At 60.4% G+C, this 14,918-nt stretch carries 11 protein-coding genes and 1 tRNA gene; 6 read left to right on the top strand and 6 right to left on the bottom strand.

Translation table 11 applies throughout. The annotated features are described in order from the left end of the window. Nucleotides 1-257 precede the first annotated feature (257 nt). The 6 genes from LOL23_RS11200 to LOL23_RS11225 all read right to left on the bottom strand — a co-directional run bounded on the left by LOL23_RS11200 (nucleotide 258) and on the right by LOL23_RS11225 (nucleotide 5,893). A complete protein-coding gene (locus LOL23_RS11200) occupies nucleotides 258-2,081 on the bottom strand; it encodes an ABC transporter ATP-binding protein (protein WP_160981326.1) in 1,824 nt (607 codons plus the stop codon). Between the two features lie 126 nt (nucleotides 2,082-2,207). After that, nucleotides 2,208-3,221, bottom strand: coding sequence for an arsenic resistance protein (locus LOL23_RS11205; RefSeq protein WP_237173596.1), 1,014 nt, complete (start codon nucleotides 3,219-3,221; stop codon nucleotides 2,208-2,210). Further along, on the bottom strand, nucleotides 3,215-4,336 hold the full coding sequence (locus tag LOL23_RS11210) for an NAD(P)/FAD-dependent oxidoreductase (RefSeq protein WP_160981322.1): 1,122 nt from the start codon (nucleotides 4,334-4,336) through the stop codon (nucleotides 3,215-3,217). Before LOL23_RS11210 ends, LOL23_RS11205 begins: the two co-directional genes overlap by 7 nt. Then, nucleotides 4,336-4,482: a type B 50S ribosomal protein L36 gene (gene ykgO / locus LOL23_RS11215; protein WP_160981320.1), complete on the bottom strand. Its 147-nt coding sequence runs from the start codon at nucleotides 4,480-4,482 to the stop codon at nucleotides 4,336-4,338. Before ykgO ends, LOL23_RS11210 begins: the two co-directional genes overlap by 1 nt. 458 nt (nucleotides 4,483-4,940) lie before the next feature. Continuing rightward, nucleotides 4,941-5,016: transfer RNA gene (locus LOL23_RS11220), tRNA-Gly, on the bottom strand. Between the two features lie 142 nt (nucleotides 5,017-5,158). Further along, nucleotides 5,159-5,893, bottom strand: coding sequence for a DUF4198 domain-containing protein (locus tag LOL23_RS11225; RefSeq protein ID WP_160981318.1), 735 nt, complete (start codon nucleotides 5,891-5,893; stop codon nucleotides 5,159-5,161). A 208-nt stretch (nucleotides 5,894-6,101) separates the two neighbouring features. Here LOL23_RS11225 and LOL23_RS11230 point away from each other — a divergent pair, with 208 nt between their 5' ends. From LOL23_RS11230 to LOL23_RS11255, 6 genes are all read left to right on the top strand, one after another. Continuing rightward, nucleotides 6,102-7,847 (top strand): PHA/PHB synthase family protein, encoded by a 1,746-nt coding sequence (locus tag LOL23_RS11230; RefSeq protein WP_237173597.1) that lies wholly within the window; start codon nucleotides 6,102-6,104, stop codon nucleotides 7,845-7,847. Between the two features lie 65 nt (nucleotides 7,848-7,912). Beyond that, complete coding sequence (phbB, locus tag LOL23_RS11235; RefSeq protein ID WP_160981314.1) at nucleotides 7,913-8,659, top strand: acetoacetyl-CoA reductase; 747 nt, start codon at nucleotides 7,913-7,915, stop codon at nucleotides 8,657-8,659. Between the two features lie 245 nt (nucleotides 8,660-8,904). Beyond that, nucleotides 8,905-9,384: a VOC family protein gene (locus LOL23_RS11240; protein ID WP_160981312.1), complete on the top strand. Its 480-nt coding sequence runs from the start codon at nucleotides 8,905-8,907 to the stop codon at nucleotides 9,382-9,384. Between the two features lie 314 nt (nucleotides 9,385-9,698). Continuing rightward, a complete protein-coding gene (gene dsrO / locus LOL23_RS11245; protein WP_160981310.1) occupies nucleotides 9,699-10,481 on the top strand; it encodes a sulfate reduction electron transfer complex DsrMKJOP subunit DsrO in 783 nt (260 codons plus the stop codon). A 14-nt stretch (nucleotides 10,482-10,495) separates the two neighbouring features. After that, nucleotides 10,496-11,545, top strand: a complete 1,050-nt coding sequence (gene nrfD, locus LOL23_RS11250) for an NrfD/PsrC family molybdoenzyme membrane anchor subunit (RefSeq protein ID WP_160981308.1) — start codon at nucleotides 10,496-10,498, stop codon at nucleotides 11,543-11,545. A gap of 116 nt (nucleotides 11,546-11,661) precedes the next feature. Continuing rightward, nucleotides 11,662-14,841 carry a tetrathionate reductase subunit A gene (locus LOL23_RS11255; protein ID WP_237173598.1) on the top strand — a complete coding sequence of 1,060 codons (3,180 nt, stop codon included), beginning with the start codon at nucleotides 11,662-11,664 and terminating at the stop codon, nucleotides 14,839-14,841. Nucleotides 14,842-14,918 lie beyond the last annotated feature (77 nt).

Raw genomic sequence — 14,918 nt, forward strand, 5'->3', positions numbered from 1 at the left:
GCCCACGTGACGCTGCGAGAAAGCGTACGAAATCCGAACGGTCGGCCGAAAATCGAACGCCTGCCGCACTATTTTGAAAGCAATGTTCGGGGCCTGGAGTGTGATTATTCTTGTTGGGACGGAGTACGACAGAGGCGTTCGCGAGCTCGTCCATTACAGAGATTGAACTCAGGATTGGCGGAGCCGCCTGACCAGGTGCTTGCCGCCAAGTTGATCTGGTTAGTTTAGCGTCTATCTGTAGCTTGATCTAGCCGGTATCAAGACAGAAACCCCCCGCTCTGGTGCTGCCACAGCCTGGCATAGATGCCGTTTTTTCGCAGCAGATCGGCATGGCTGCCTTCTTCGACAATGCGTCCGTCGTCCAGGACAATAAGGCGGTCCATCGCGGCGATGGTGGAGAGGCGATGGGCGATTGCAATGACGGTCTTGCCTTGCATCATTTTGTACAGGCTTTCCTGGATGGCGACCTCTACTTCCGAATCGAGCGCGCTGGTGGCTTCGTCCAGCAGCAGGATGGGCGCGTTCTTGAGCATGACCCGGGCAATGGCGATGCGCTGGCGCTGGCCGCCAGAGAGCTTGACGCCACGCTCGCCCACGAGCGTATCGTAGCCGCTGTGGCCCTGTGGATCGCTCAGCAGTTCAATGAAATCATGGGCCTGCGCGCTCATGGCCGCGGCCCTGATTTCCGCATCAGTGGCGTCGGGGCGCCCATACTGGATATTTTCACGAATCGACCGATGCAACAATGAGGTGTCCTGCGTCACCATGCCGATGGCAGCGCGCAGGCTGTCCTGGGTAACATTTGCGATATCCTGGCCGTCGATGCGTATGCAACCGCTGTCGACGTCATTGAAGCGCAGCAGCAGGCTGACTAGCGTAGACTTGCCTGCGCCGGAACGGCCAACCAGCCCGATTTTTTCGCCGGGCTGCACGGTTAGGCTCAGGCCGTCGAATACCTGGCGCTCGCCGTTGTAATTGAAGGCAATGCGGTCGAATTCCACCTTCCCCTGCGTGATCGCCAACACATGTGCGCCGGGCTTGTCCTGCACCTGGGCCGGCCGCGTCAGTGTGCCGATGCCATCCTGCACGGTACCGATATTTTCGAACAGCGATGTCATTTCCCACATGATCCACTGCGACATGCCATTGACCCGCAAGGCCATTGCCGTAACGGCGGCGACAGCGCCTGTGCCGACCTCGCCGCTGTGCCATAGCCATAGCGCATAGCCGCCAGCGCCGAAAATCAAGCTGGTGACCAAGGCTTGGTTAGTGATCTCGAATTGGCTGACCAGCCGCATCTGGCGATAGCCCGTATCCTTGAAGTCTTCCATTGCCGCGCGGGCGAAACCGGCCTCGCGTCGTGTATGCGAGAACAGCTTGACGGTGCCGATATTGGCATAGGCATCGGTGACGCGCCCTGTCATGGAGGAGCGCGCATCTGCCTGCTCCTGCCCGACCTTGCCTAAGCGTGGCACGAAATACCACATAGCCAATCCGTATAGCGCTATCCACGCAATAAAAGGCAACATCAGCCGCACATCGAAACCGCCTGCCAAGGCGATGATAGTGACGAAATAAACACCTATGCCGATCACAATCTCGGAGAAGGTCAGCAGTACGTCGCGCACCGCGAGCGCGGTCTGCATGACTTTGGTGGTGACGCGCCCCGCGAATTCGTCGGCGAAGAACGACAGGCTCTGGCGCAGCATGAGGCGATGGAAGTTCCAGCGCAGCCGCAGGGGGAGGTTGATGGCCAGTACTTGGTGCATCACCACCGTGCGCACACTCACCAGGGCGATGCTGGCTACCAGCACGATGCCGATACCCCACAGCACCCGGCGTTCGTGCGCAGAGGCGGCGCCGCCTATCTGCCAAGTCGCGAGCAGGTCTACAACTTGCCCCAGAAATGCGAACAGCCAGGCTTCATATACCGATACGGCAGCGCTGAACACCGCCAGTATCGTTAGGTAGCGCCGTGAACCAAGCGTGCAAAACCACAGAAAGGGCAGCAAGCCGCGCGGTGGCAGCCGAGGATCTTCATCAGGAAAGGGGGCGAGTAGGGATTCAATCCGGCTCAGCAAGCTAGCCTCCGAAGCGATGAATATTGGCTATCGGTGCCGCGGCCAACCCTCCCTGTACATCGGCGTTGAGCGAGATGGCGGCTTCCGATGAGTGATTATATTCAACGACCTGTTACGCCCTAAGTGTCAGGCAAGAGGGCGACCGGCCAGCCCGGCCGGCGGCTGAGACTTGTGCCGCCGCTGACCTAGCAGTACCCGCTGCAGCGCAGTCAGATGCGGGAACTCGACCAGCATGCCAATGATCAACGCGGCATAGATCAGCGGCTGGCCAGGAAGCGCGGCCATGGTCACCACCAGCATCAGGGGCGCATTGCGGGCGGCAATTGTCATTGTGAGTAGGGCGTGTTCGGGGTAGCTAAGCCCGGCCAGCCGGCTCAGGCCTTCGCCGAGCAAAAAGGTTGTGATAAAGAAAATGAACACCGCCAGCAGCACCCAGGCGAAGACGGAGCGGTGGTCGAGAATGACGGCGATGTTGGCTGCGAAAATCTCTGTAACCAGCAGCGCGATAACCCAGGGTATGGCTTGGTCTGCACGGTGCAGCACCTGAGCAAGCCGCGCCGTGCCCAGCAATTGGCCCAAGCAGTAATGGGCAGCGACGGCAACAGCGAAAGGCGCCAGAAACCAGTGCAACAACGTGTCGCCAATGATGCCGGCTTCAACCTGGACAAGACTGCTGGTGAAGAAGTAAAGGTAGAAGGGGTACAGCAGTAGTTGCGTTGCCATATTGATGGGAATCAGCGCCGTGCCCAGGGCGACATTCCCGCGGGCCAGGCGTGTGAAACCCAGAAACCAGTCTGTGCACGGCGCCATGAAATAAATCATCAGCCCGACCATGAACAGCGGCTGCGCAGGTAGTAGCACAGATGCAATGGCGTAACCAATGGCAGGGATGAACAGGAAGTTGGCGGCCAAGGCCAACGCGACAGTGGGCAGGCTGCCCCGCACTTGCGCAATTGCCTCGAACCGCACCCCGAAGAAGATCAGCCCGACCAGGGCCAGCAGGGTGCGATCCACCTGTTCGGCCAGCACCGCCCCGGCGGCGGGCCACAACTGGCCCAGGACGGCACCGACCAGTATGCTGCCGATGAGCAGCAGCGAAACCCATGAGGTATGGACAGCATTCTTGAGTGTGATCAGCATTCACAACCCTCGCAGCATTCAAGATTGCCAAACGGCCCCCAGGCGCCAGAGCCGGTTTTCAGTGCGCTTGTGTCCTTGTCCAGGCACAGCGCGATGCTTTCGGCGATCAGGTGAAAGCGTTGGCGAAATTTGTAGATGAAGCAGTAGATGCGGCTATCGTGACGCACCTGCGGACCGATAAGAAACAGGCCCGGCGTGACGGTGGACTCATCGGCTTCGGACAGCAGGACACGGCCGTCTTCGTCCCAGCCCCAGAGCGGGGCGATTTGCTGCGCACCTCCGCCTTTGACGAACCCTGTTCCGAGGATCGGTGGCTGCTTTTCGTCCCAGTATCGGCCGTCCCCCGCGTGTACGCGAAACCCGTCATTGTCATTTCGCGTCACGCCGATCACGTCCACGCCGAACAAGATGTCCAGTCGTCCGGTGTCCACCGCTTCGTAGAGCCGCTGGCGGCTGTATGGTGAGAGCGACAGGCTGGGGTCGTGCGGTGCTTGCGGATCCCACGTCGACTTGCGGGTGAGCAGCCGCACCTTGCGCCCAAGCCTGACCAGGTTTACGGCTGCGTCCACCCCGCTTTCGTAGCCGCCAATCACTGTGTAGCGGCGGGCCTTGAACGAGGCCCAGTCGGCCACTTGTGCATAATGCGGGCACCACTGCGCGCCTGGGAAAGGCGCCAGATCGGGAAACATGAACTCTCCGGTCGCCCATATCAGAAAGTCCGTATGCAGCTTGCTCTTGGGTGTGTCCAGGATGAAACCCTCGCCTGGCAGGGCTCTCACGGCCTCGACCTTGCAATTGCCAGCAATGGGCAATGCATGCCCCTGGGCGATGAAGGTGAGGTAATCGGCATATTGCCGGCCGCTGAGGTGCTCGGCCCCTGAGTGGATGGCTGGTGAACTGAGCTCGTTCACGGCGTTCAGGTCGGCAAGGCCAAAGGGGTTGCTGTGAAAGGAGGGGGTAATGAAACGGGTCTGGGCCGGCCAGCAACGGAAGGATTCGCCCACACGGCCGGCTTCCAGTACGCCGAATTTCAGCCCGGGCACCTTCTGAAGTGCCAGCGCCATGCCTATGCCAGCCGCGCCGGCGCCTACAACAGCGACATCAAGGCGGCGCATCAGGCGTTCCTGTTCTTGGCGCCACCCTGGCGGGCTTTGAACCGTGGGTTGGACTTGCAGATGACGTAAATACGACCGCGCCGGCGCACCACCTGGCAATCACGGTGGCGGGCTTTGGCGTCTTTCAGGGAAGAGAGGACTTTCAAGAGGGCTCCTTCATGAATACATTGGAAGAATCAACAGGATGGCGTCATGGTGGAGCCTTTATAGGAACGTGAAACGAAGCTTGCTTGCGCGAAGTGTTAACGAAGAGCAGGTATGTGCGATGAAGGGGTGGGCTCTCTTCGGCGCGATCATTGGGCAGTGAGCCGCGTGAGCGGCCCTATAACAGTTGCTTGGAATTAACCGCATAAAAAGCAATGTTATAACATAATATTATGGTCGCAAAAATGTGCAATGCCGATCATCATTTCGATAGGACGGGGTGCCGGTGATGTCCGCATCTGCGCGGTGAAACCGCGACGCGCCATCCGCCAGCGTATCCGCCCGCCTTGAGCGCAGCCCAAGAAGCGAGCACGAAATTCGATGGCTGAATGCGGCTTCCGATGGATGCGACCCAAAACAAAAAAGGCCCAAAACCGAAGTTTGGGCCTTTTTAAAATCTTGGAGCGGGAAACGAGTCTCGAACTCGCGACCTCAACCTTGGCAAGGTTGCGCTCTACCAACTGAGCTATTCCCGCGCAGCTGCTGATGCAAGGTTGCCGTAGCAGCGAAGAAAATAATTATAGCAGGTTTTTTTAGGCCATGTAAATGAACGGCCTTGCTGGCTGGATAGGCGCTAGGCGGGCCGCTCCTGGCGTGGCTGCGTGGGTCTTACCCCCGTTATTTGCGCTTGTTGGGCGCGAGGGCTGGGCCCGCAGGCAGCGTTGGCACACCGTCGGGCTTGTTGAAGGCCAACGTTGTCACGTACCTGATGCTGTCATAGTGCTGCGGCCCCTCTGAAGTGGAGCGCTCGCCGGGGGTGCTATCGGTATGGATGACCTCAAGTACATACTGCCCTTGCCATGGCAAGTCGAAGCGTACCAAGCCCTGCTTGTTTGTATGAGCTTGCTTGCCCCAGCCTGACTGCACCTGGATGTTCACTTTGGCATCGGCCAGCGGCTGCCCTTTGAGGGTGATGTGGAATTCGCCGGCGGTAGCGGTGGGCACGGCGTCAAGCGCCAGCTTTGCAGCATGCGCCCCGGTGCCCGAGACGTAGCGGGCGGCTGGCCAGTACCAGTTCACTACCTCTTTGCCATTGACCTTGGAAGTGTGCAACGGGAAGGCGGCGTCTTCGGCCACGATGCTGTCGCCGTTGGCCGGCCGGGCGGAAAGTGCAAAGCCGTCGGCAGTTTTGGTGACTGTAAGTGGTTTGGCCGCTTGACCGGACAGCAGCGTTGCGCTGGGGGCGCCAAACATGTCAAGCAAACCCGGCGAGGCTTCGCGCAGATTGTCGCCAAATTCGCCAAAGCGGATGATGGCCGGCCCGCTGGCGGGTGTTTCGACCCAGATCTGGTGCGCCTGCGCGCTGGAGGAAAGGAGGATTGCGGCGGCGAGTAGGCACAGGCGATGTTGCATGGAAAGCTCCTTCGGGATAAGAAAAAGAGGGCGGTTGGTGGCGCCCAGCGGCGATAGCTTATCGATAATGAGATCTATTATCAACCAAAACTTATTTGAAGTACGCATGCTTGCGGCAGCGCAACATTGGAGGTCGCACCGCGATGTATCATCAATGAGTGTCACCGTTGTTCCATTCAGCCGCTGATCGCGGAAAAGGAAATCAAGCATGTCAACGCAACCCGGTGTCCAAATCAATGCCGAACAGTTGGATTCCGCCGCCCGCGCATTCTGGGCGCGGAGGTTCTTGTCGCTGTCGCCTATTGCGCAGTGGCTGGCCCTGCTCGACTGGGCAGGCCACCTGGGCGCCAGCCCGGGCAAGCAATTGGCACTGGGGCAACTGGCCATCACGCAGTCGCAGCAATGGGCGCATTGCATGGGTCAAATGGCCGCTGATTGTTACGCGCAAGTGCCAGGCGCGGGCAATGCGTCCGAAGACCGGCGTTTCAAAGATCCGGCTTGGGACAGATGGCCATTCAATCAGCTCCGGCTCACTTTCCTGGCGCAAGAGCGTTGGTGGAAAGAAGCTACGCACGGCGTAAGCGGTGTCAGCCGGCACCACGAGCAGGTGGTTGCGTTTGGCATCAGGCAGTGGCTGGATATGTTCTCGCCTGGCAATTTCTTGCTCACCAACCCTGTCGTGCTGGACAGAACGCTGGCGGAAGGGGGCGCCAATCTGGCGCGGGGGCTGCAGCATCTGGTCCAAGACATCCAGCGCCGGGTGGCGGGCGATCCACCTGTCGGGGCCGAGAAGTTCGTGCCTGGCCGCGACGTGGCAGTCACGCCGGGCAAGGTCGTGTTCCGCAACCGGCTTATCGAGCTCATCCAGTACGCACCGACCACTGGCACGGTGCACCCCGAGCCGGTGTTGATCGTGCCGGCATGGATCATGAAGTATTACATCCTCGACTTGTCGCCGCATAACTCGCTGATTAAGTACCTGGTCGACAACGGCTATACCGTCTTTTGCATTTCCTGGAAAAACCCCGACGCGGAGGATCGCGACCTGGGGATGGACGACTACCTGGCGCTGGGCGTGTATGCCGCGCTCGAGGCCGTCAACACAATCGTGCCAGGCCGCAAAGTGCATGCCACCGGCTACTGTCTGGGTGGCACCTTGTTGTCCATTGCCGCGGCCGCCATGGCGCGCGATGATGACGAACGCCTGGCTTCGCTTACCCTGTTCGCTGCCCAGACGGATTTCAGCGAGCCCGGCGAACTGGCACTGTTCATCGACGAAAGCCAGATCACCTTGCTGGAAGCGCAGATGAATGAAGTCGGCTATCTGCGTTCTGACCAGATGGCCGGCGCTTTCCAGATGTTGCGCTCTTATGACTTGCTGTGGTCGCGGTTGGTCAATGTGTACATGCTGGGCGACCGCCGCCCCATGAACGACCTGATGGCATGGAACGCCGATGCCACGCGCATGCCGGCGGCCATGCATACGCAGTATTTGCGGCGGCTGTTTCTCAATAATGATCTCAGCAACAATCGCTATGTGTCCCAGGGCAGGCTGGTTTCGTTGACCAGCATCGATTGGCCCATTTTCTGTGTGGGCACGACAGCAGACCACGTTGCCCCTTGGCGCTCCGTGTACAAGCTGCATCACCTGTCGCCGGCCGAAATAACCTTTGTGCTGACCAGCGGCGGCCATAACGCCGGTATTGTCAGCGAGCCAGGCCGGGCAGGCCGCCAATACCAGATCACGACCCGCCCCGCGCGGGGCGATGCGCATAATTCTTCAGAGGAATGGCAGGCCGAGACCGCTGTCCAGCAAGGGTCGTGGTGGCCGGCGTGGCTCGATTGGCTTGGGGCTCGTTCGGGCTCCTCCGTCAAGCCGCCGCGCATGGGTGCCGCTGGCAAAGGCTACCGTGTGCTCTGCGATGCGCCCGGCGAGTACGTGCTGGCAAAGTAAGCTGCGACAGCCCGGCCGGGCTGCCCGCTCCACTGGTTTTTATCGCAACCCATAAGGAAACAAGGATGAGCATCACGCAACGTACCGCGCTTGTGACGGGCGGTAACCGCGGCCTGGGCGAAGCCACGGCGCGCGCTTTGTACGACGCCGGCCACGCCGTCATCATTACCCACATGGCGGGCAATACCGGCATGCAGGCTTGGCTCGAAAAGCAGGCGGAGCAGGGGTATACCTTCGCGTCCTATCCTGTGGATGTCGCCGACTACGCGTCCACGCAGGCGTTGGCCCAGGCACTGAAACATGACGGTAGGCAGGTCGATATCCTGGTCAACAACGCCGGCATCACGCGTGACGCCACCTTGCGTAAGCTGGACAAGGATAGCTGGGATGCCGTTCTGCGAACCAATCTGGATTCCATGTTCAACGTCACCAAGCCTTTCCTGGATGGCATGGTTGAACGCGGTTGGGGCCGCATTATCAATATTTCGTCTATCAATGGCAGCAAAGGCCAGTTCGGCCAGACCAACTATTCCGCCGCCAAAGCGGGTATTCATGGCTTCACCAAGGCGTTGGCGCAGGAAGTGGCGCGCAAAGGCATAACAGTCAATACCGTTTCGCCTGGCTATCTGGCCACGCAGATGGTCATGGCCGTACCTGAAGACGTACGCCAGAAAATCATCGCCGGCATTCCCGTCGGCCGCCTTGGCCAACCCCAGGAAATCGCTGCGCTTATTGCCTTCATTGCCAGTGATGCAGCCGCCTTCATGACGGGCAGCAACGTCGCCATGAATGGCGGGCAGCATATGTATTGACGCATAAGTGCTGTGTGTTCGCGTGGCATCTCGAGGCGCCGCGCGGGCATCCCCTACTGCGCTTTTCGCCTCCGCGAGGGGCCGCACGCTCCATATTTATGCATGCTGAGTCCGCCGCGCACTCAGGCATTGAGTTTGCCGCGTGCATGAGCGTCGCGTGCCTCCCGGTACATAAATTGCTGCGGCGATCCCAATAGACTTCATGGCTTGCGCTTGCGCATCCATGCCTATAGGGGAGAGCCGTGATGATGTGCAAAAACACCGTCTGCCTTTGGTACGACCGCAGCGCGCTGGAGGCCGCGACCTTCTATGCCGCCACCTTTCCGGACAGCGCCGTGACGGCTGTCCACCATGCGCCTGGCGATTATCCCTCGGGAAAGCAGGGCGATATCCTGACGGTTGAGTTCACCGTGATGGGCGTCCCTTGTCTGGGCTTGAATGGTGGCCCGAACGTCACGCACACTGAAGCCTTCTCCTTCCAGGTGGCCACCGACGACCAGGCCGAAACCGACCGCCTATGGGCCACCATTGTCGACAATGGTGGCGAAGAGGTCGCCTGCGGTTGGTGCCGGGACAAATGGGGCGTCTGTTGGCAGATCACTCCGCGCGCGCTCATGGATGCCATCACCGATCCGGATATTGCTGCCGCCAAACGCGCCTTCGCTGCCATGATGGGCATGGTGAAAATAGACATCGCGGCAATTGAGGATGCGCGGCGGGGGTGACGTTGCTGGCCATGCTTGGCGTTCACCGCACGTTTGCTGTAATTCGCCGGTCTGATTGAGCACTGTTATGCAGCAGCATGCATGGTCGCGAGGTGCTGGCGGACAGGCTTAATGCTTCGATGCAAAATAATCCCTTTGTTGGCTTGTCTTAATGCTTGGTTAATTTTCGTCGGCTAAAATGGTGCTGCTTACTATAAGCTATGCAGAGTAAAAAACCATTTTCTTTCAATGGTTTATGCGGTTGATGTAGGTCAATCCAGCAAGCGTCGAAAGCCCTGAAAATCCATTACAAGGCACATAAATGGATACTCAGAATGGCTGACACCGGCACCCCTCCCGCATCCCCGCTTCCGTCCAACACCAGGCGGCATTTCCTGCACGACCTCGTCACCTTGGCCACCAGTTTCGGCATCGCCAGCACGGCGCAGGCGGGGCTGCCAGGCAGCGCCACCTATCAGCCCGCGCGGCGCCCCGGCATGGCGGGCAAACGCTTTGGCATGCTGATCGATATGCGTAAATGCATAGGCTGCCAGGCCTGTACGGTCAGTTGCTCAGTCGAGAACCAGCCGCCCATCGGCCAGTTCCGCACCACCGTGCTGCAGTACGAAGTTGACAAGCCCGACAGCGCGCCTGCAATGGTTAGCCTCCCGCGCCTGTGCAATCACTGCGACAACCCGCCCTGCGTGCCAGTCTGCCCCGTGCAGGCCACCTTCCAACGCACGGACGGCATTGTATTGGTGGATAACGAACGCTGCGTGGGCTGCGGCTATTGCGTACAGGCCTGTCCCTATGATGCGCGTTTCATCAATCATGAAACGCAAACCGCAGATAAATGCACCTTCTGCGAGCACCGGCTCGAGGTGGGCCTGCTGCCCGCTTGCGTTGAAAGCTGCGTGGGCGGCGCACGGGTGATCGGCGACCTGAACGATCCGGGCAGCGAGATCAGTCGTCGCATCGCCGAGCACAAAGACGATATCAAAGTGCTCAAGCCTGCCATGAATACTCGGCCGCATGTGTTCTATATCGGCTTGCCCGACGAATTCGTCAATGGTGTCGACGGCCAGGCCACAGTGCGCCTGGTGGCCGAGCATCTGTGAAAGGGAGTGGCGCCATGCGCATCATTGAGCTTCTGACGCCCGCATACGAAGCGGCCTGGCTGCCTTGGGCGGTGCAATATTTCTTCTTGGCTGGCGTCGCAACCGGTGCGGCGCTCCTTGTATCGTTCTGTGTATGGGGGCGGGAAGGCAGTGCCCGCCAGCGCCTGCTGCCGGCTGTGGTATTTACGCTCGCGGTGAGCAGTGTCGCAGCGCCGGTATCACTGCTGGCCGATCTGCATCAGCCCGCACGCTTCTGGCATTTTTATGCCCACTTCACGCCTTGGTCGTGGATGTCAGTGGGGGCATTACTGCTGCCAGTGTTCGTGGGGCTGTCGCTGGCGATGTGCGTCAGTTGGTGGCTCGGCAAAAGAGGCTGGATGCGCCTGATTTCGCCGCTGCTTGTTGTGTCGGCCTTGACGATAACCCTTTATACCGGCGCAGAGATCATGGCCGTGCGCGCGCGTCCGCTGTGGCACACGCTGTGGGTGCCCGCCAATCTGGCATTGACGGGCTGGTTGGCGACGGTTGGAGTGGCCTTTGTACTTGAACGATTCCTACCGACCGTGCTGCGCCCTGGCGTACAGGCGCTGGAGTTGCTGCGCCGGCTAGGCTTGGCGCTGGCCAGCGCGCTTATTGTCGTTGCTTTGGCATGGGCGTTCACCGGTATCCGCGGCGGCAATCCGTCGTTCGATGCCGCGCTGAGGCTATGGCAGGCTTTCCCCGTCTGGCGTCTGGCGATGGCCGGTTCCGCAGTGTTCGGCGTGGCCATGCTGGGCGCACTGCTGGCTGGCCGTCCCCGCCTGAGTTCGGGCGGCTACATCTTGGCGTTGGGCGTGGGCTTGGCCGGCAGTGCCTGGGCTTTCCGCTGGACATTGTTCATGGGCGTACAAGGTGTGCCCAAGTATGGCGCGGGTCTGTATCTGTACAACATGCCGCTGGGCGGCGACGGCCTGCTTGGCATGCTGGGTATCGCGGGCCTTTGTGTTGCGTTGGTGGCCATGGCCAGTTGGGCCTTGGATGTTTTCCCCGCCCGCAAGGTATCCGTGGATACAGCCGCCGTATAGATCAGCATCGCTCACATTCATCATCGCTCCATCGAACGCCGGCAATCACGTGTGACGGTCAGGTATATGCCAGATCATTATCGTTACACGGTGCGCTAGTGCAGCAAGGTCAAATCATGACAGGCAAGACTAAGAAACTCACCACTCAATCCGCCAAGCCCGACGCATCGCGCCGCCGTATGCTGTTGCGGGGCGGCGCGGTCGCCGGCGGGCTGGCCGCCTTTGCTGCTGGTTATGGCGAAACCGTCGTCAAAGGTGCCAAGGGGTTGATTACAGGCTCGTCAGGCGAAGCAACCAAAAGTGCAACCCGCGGCAATTCGCTGACGCCCGAATTTCGCATCGATCCGTTGACAGGGCGGCTGGCGACGCAGCCGGGCCAAGTGGTCAGCCCGTCCAGTTGCCTGGGGTGCTGGACGCAGTGCGGCGTGCGCGTGCGCGTCGATACCGCCCACAACCAGATTATCCGTATTGCCGGCAATCCTTACCACCCGCTGGCCACCACTCACCCCGCATCCATGGAAACGCCCGTGCGCGAGGTCTACGCCATGCTGGGCGGCGAAAACGGTCTGGAAGGGCGTGCCACCAGTTGTGCGCGCGGCTCGGCTATGCTCGAACATCAGAAGGCGCCGCATCGGGTGCTGACGCCGCTTAAGCGTGTGGGGCCACGCGGAGGTGGGCAATGGGAAAGTATCTCGCTCGAGCAGCTTGTCCAGGAGGTATGCGAAGGTGGGGATCTCTTCGGCGAAGGCCATGTGGACGGCCTGCGCGCCATTCGAGATGTGAGCACCCTGATTGACCCCGAGAACCCGGAATACGGTCCGAAATCCAATCAGTTGCTGGTAACGGATGCCGCAAACGAAGGTCGCACGCCCCTTATAAATCGTTTTGCCAAGCAATCGTTTGGTACGGTCAATGTGTCCAATCATGGCTCTTATTGCGGCCAGACATATCGTGTGGGCACCGGTGCCGCGCTGGGCGATCTGGCGGGCATGCCGCACGGCAAGCCTGATTGGAAAAACTCGCGGTTTGGCCTGTTCATCGGAACCTCGCCCGCGCAATCGGGCAACCCCTTTCAACGCATGGGGCGTGAACTTGCCGAGGCCCGTTCGCGCGGCGAGAACACGTACAAATACGTTGTTGTTTCGCCCATGCTGCCCACATCGTCCAGCCATGCGGCGGGCGATAACAATCGTTGGTTGGCCGTCAAGCCGGGCAGTGACCTCGCATTGGCCATGGGCCTCATACGTTGGATCATCGATAACGAGCGCTACGATGCCAAGTACCTTGCCCAGCCTGGCCCGGCCGCGATGGCGGCCGCGGGCGAGGCATCCTGGAGCAATGCGACCCATCTGCTGATCAATGATCCAGCACATCCACGTTACGGTCAGTTTTTGCGGGGTGCGGATCTGGGCTTGCCCATGCCTGAGCCGGTCGACGACAAGACGCCTGCGGAAGATGTGTTCATCGTGCAAACGCAGGAGGGCCGTTTCGCGCCGCATACCATCGCCGAGTCAGCCGCATTGCTTGTTGAGCGCGACTTCATGCCGATCGCAACAGCGGGCGCGACGGCGCAGCCTGCGCCCATCCCCGTGTGTACGGCATTCGTGAAGCTGCGCGAAGAAGCGCGGCGCAAGACGCTGCCCGAATACGCGGCGCTGTGTGGTGTGCCGGTAACGGAAATCGAAGGCCTGGCACGCGAGTTCACCAGCCATGGCAAGCAGGCAGTGGCCAATTCGCACGGCGGCACCATGAACGGTGCCGGCTTTTACACGGCCTATGCCATAGCCATGCTCAACAATCTCATCGGCAACCTTAATGTGCGCGGTGGTTGGGTGATGGACGCCGGCCCCTTTGGCCCCTTCGGACCGGGGCCGCGCTACAACTTTGCGCAGTTCAAAGGGGCAGTAAAGCCCAAAGGCGTGTCGCTGTCCCGCACACGGTTCCCGTACGAGAAAAGCAGCGAGTACAAGCGCAAGAAGGCGGCGGGCCAGAACCCATACCCGGCCAAGGCGCCTTGGTATCCCGCGCCCGACGGCCTGTCCAGTGAAATGCTGGCTTCGGGCCTGGCTGGTTATCCCTACCCGGTCAAGGCGTGGATCAACCACATGAGCAATCCTATTTACGCGATCTGCGGCTTTGAAAATGCCTTGGCCGCTTCGCTCAAGGATCCAAAAAAACTGCCCCTGTTCATCTCGGTGGATCCGTTCATCAATGAAACTTCGGCACTGGCCGACTACATCGTGCCTGACACGGTAACCTACGAAAGCTGGGGCATAGGCGCGCCTTGGGCCGACGTGGTGGCCAAGAGCAGCACGGTACGCTGGCCCACAGTGGATGCCGCCACTGTCAAGACTGGGGATGGCAGGCCGGTGAGCCTGGAAACCTTTATCTTTGCCGTGGCCAAGCAATTGAGCCTACCCGGCTTCGGCAAGAACGCCATGAGCACAAAGAGCGGGGAGCCGCTTGATCTGGAGTGCGCCGAAGACTTCTACCTGCGAGGCATGTGCAACATCGCCTACCAGGCGGGAAAGCCCGTGCCCGAGGCAAGTGACGACGATATCGAGATAACTGGCCTGACCCGCTGGATGCCTGAGGTGCAAAAGCGCGTCAAGCCCGATGAGGTACGCCGCGTGGCTATGGTTATGAGCCGTGGCGGCCGCTTCGACAAGGTAGAGGACGCATGGCGCGGTGATCGCCTTAAGCTGCAGGCCAAGTTCCCCGCCACCTTCTGGCATGAAGGCCTGGCGGGCATGCGCCACGCAATGACCGGCGAGCGCTACAGCGGCTGTCCTACTTGGTATCCTACGCGGCTGGCGGATGGGCGGGCGATGCGAGATGTTTTCAATGAGCAGGACTGGCCGCTGAGCATGACCTCATACAAATCCAACCTGATGAGTTCCATGTCCATCGCCGCGTCGCGTCTGCGTCAAGTGCATCCGCACAACCCCATTAGCCTGAACAGGGACGATGCGACGAGGCTCGGTATTGTCAATGGCGATCGCATCGAGCTGGCGACGCCCGGCGGTGCCCTGCAAGGCGTGGCCTTGGTGCGGGCTGGCATTGCCCAGGGTGCTGTGGCCATTGAGCACGGCTACGGCCACACGCAGCTTGGCACTGTGTCTCACATGGTGGATGGCAAGCCCACGCCAGCCAACCCCCAGCACGGCCAAGGCGTAAACCTGAATACCCTGGGCTTTACCGACCCGACGCGGCCGGGCAGGGATAATGTCTGGATAGACTGGGTATCGGGAGCGGTGGTGAGGCAAGGGCTGCCTGTGCGCGTGCGCAAGGTGTGAGGGCGCGTAGCCGGCGGGGCGCGTATGAGCGAAACGTGTGTGCGGGCCCGCCTGGCGTGATGCCGGTCAAAAAGTGC

Origin of the sequence: Paracandidimonas lactea (assembly GCF_021653995.1) — a bacterium.
In the GTDB taxonomy this organism is placed as follows: Bacteria; Pseudomonadota; Gammaproteobacteria; order Burkholderiales; family Burkholderiaceae_B; genus Allopusillimonas; species Allopusillimonas lactea.

Bases quoted from the DNA above. Each gene is read 5' to 3' on its own strand.
- LOL23_RS11255 (WP_237173598.1), top strand. From the start codon at position 11,662: ATGACAGGCAAGACTAAGAAACTCACCACTCAATCCGCCAAGCCCGAC.
- LOL23_RS11225 (WP_160981318.1), bottom strand. From the start codon at position 5,893: ATGCAACATCGCCTGTGCCTACTCGCCGCCGCAATCCTCCTTTCCTCC.
- dsrO (WP_160981310.1), top strand. From the start codon at position 9,699: ATGGCTGACACCGGCACCCCTCCCGCATCCCCGCTTCCGTCCAACACC.
- LOL23_RS11205 (WP_237173596.1), bottom strand. From the start codon at position 3,221: ATGCTGATCACACTCAAGAATGCTGTCCATACCTCATGGGTTTCGCTG.
- nrfD (WP_160981308.1), top strand. From the start codon at position 10,496: ATGCGCATCATTGAGCTTCTGACGCCCGCATACGAAGCGGCCTGGCTG.
- phbB (WP_160981314.1), top strand. From the start codon at position 7,913: ATGAGCATCACGCAACGTACCGCGCTTGTGACGGGCGGTAACCGCGGC.
- LOL23_RS11240 (WP_160981312.1), top strand. From the start codon at position 8,905: ATGATGTGCAAAAACACCGTCTGCCTTTGGTACGACCGCAGCGCGCTG.
- LOL23_RS11210 (WP_160981322.1), bottom strand. From the start codon at position 4,336: ATGCGCCGCCTTGATGTCGCTGTTGTAGGCGCCGGCGCGGCTGGCATA.
- LOL23_RS11230 (WP_237173597.1), top strand. From the start codon at position 6,102: ATGTCAACGCAACCCGGTGTCCAAATCAATGCCGAACAGTTGGATTCC.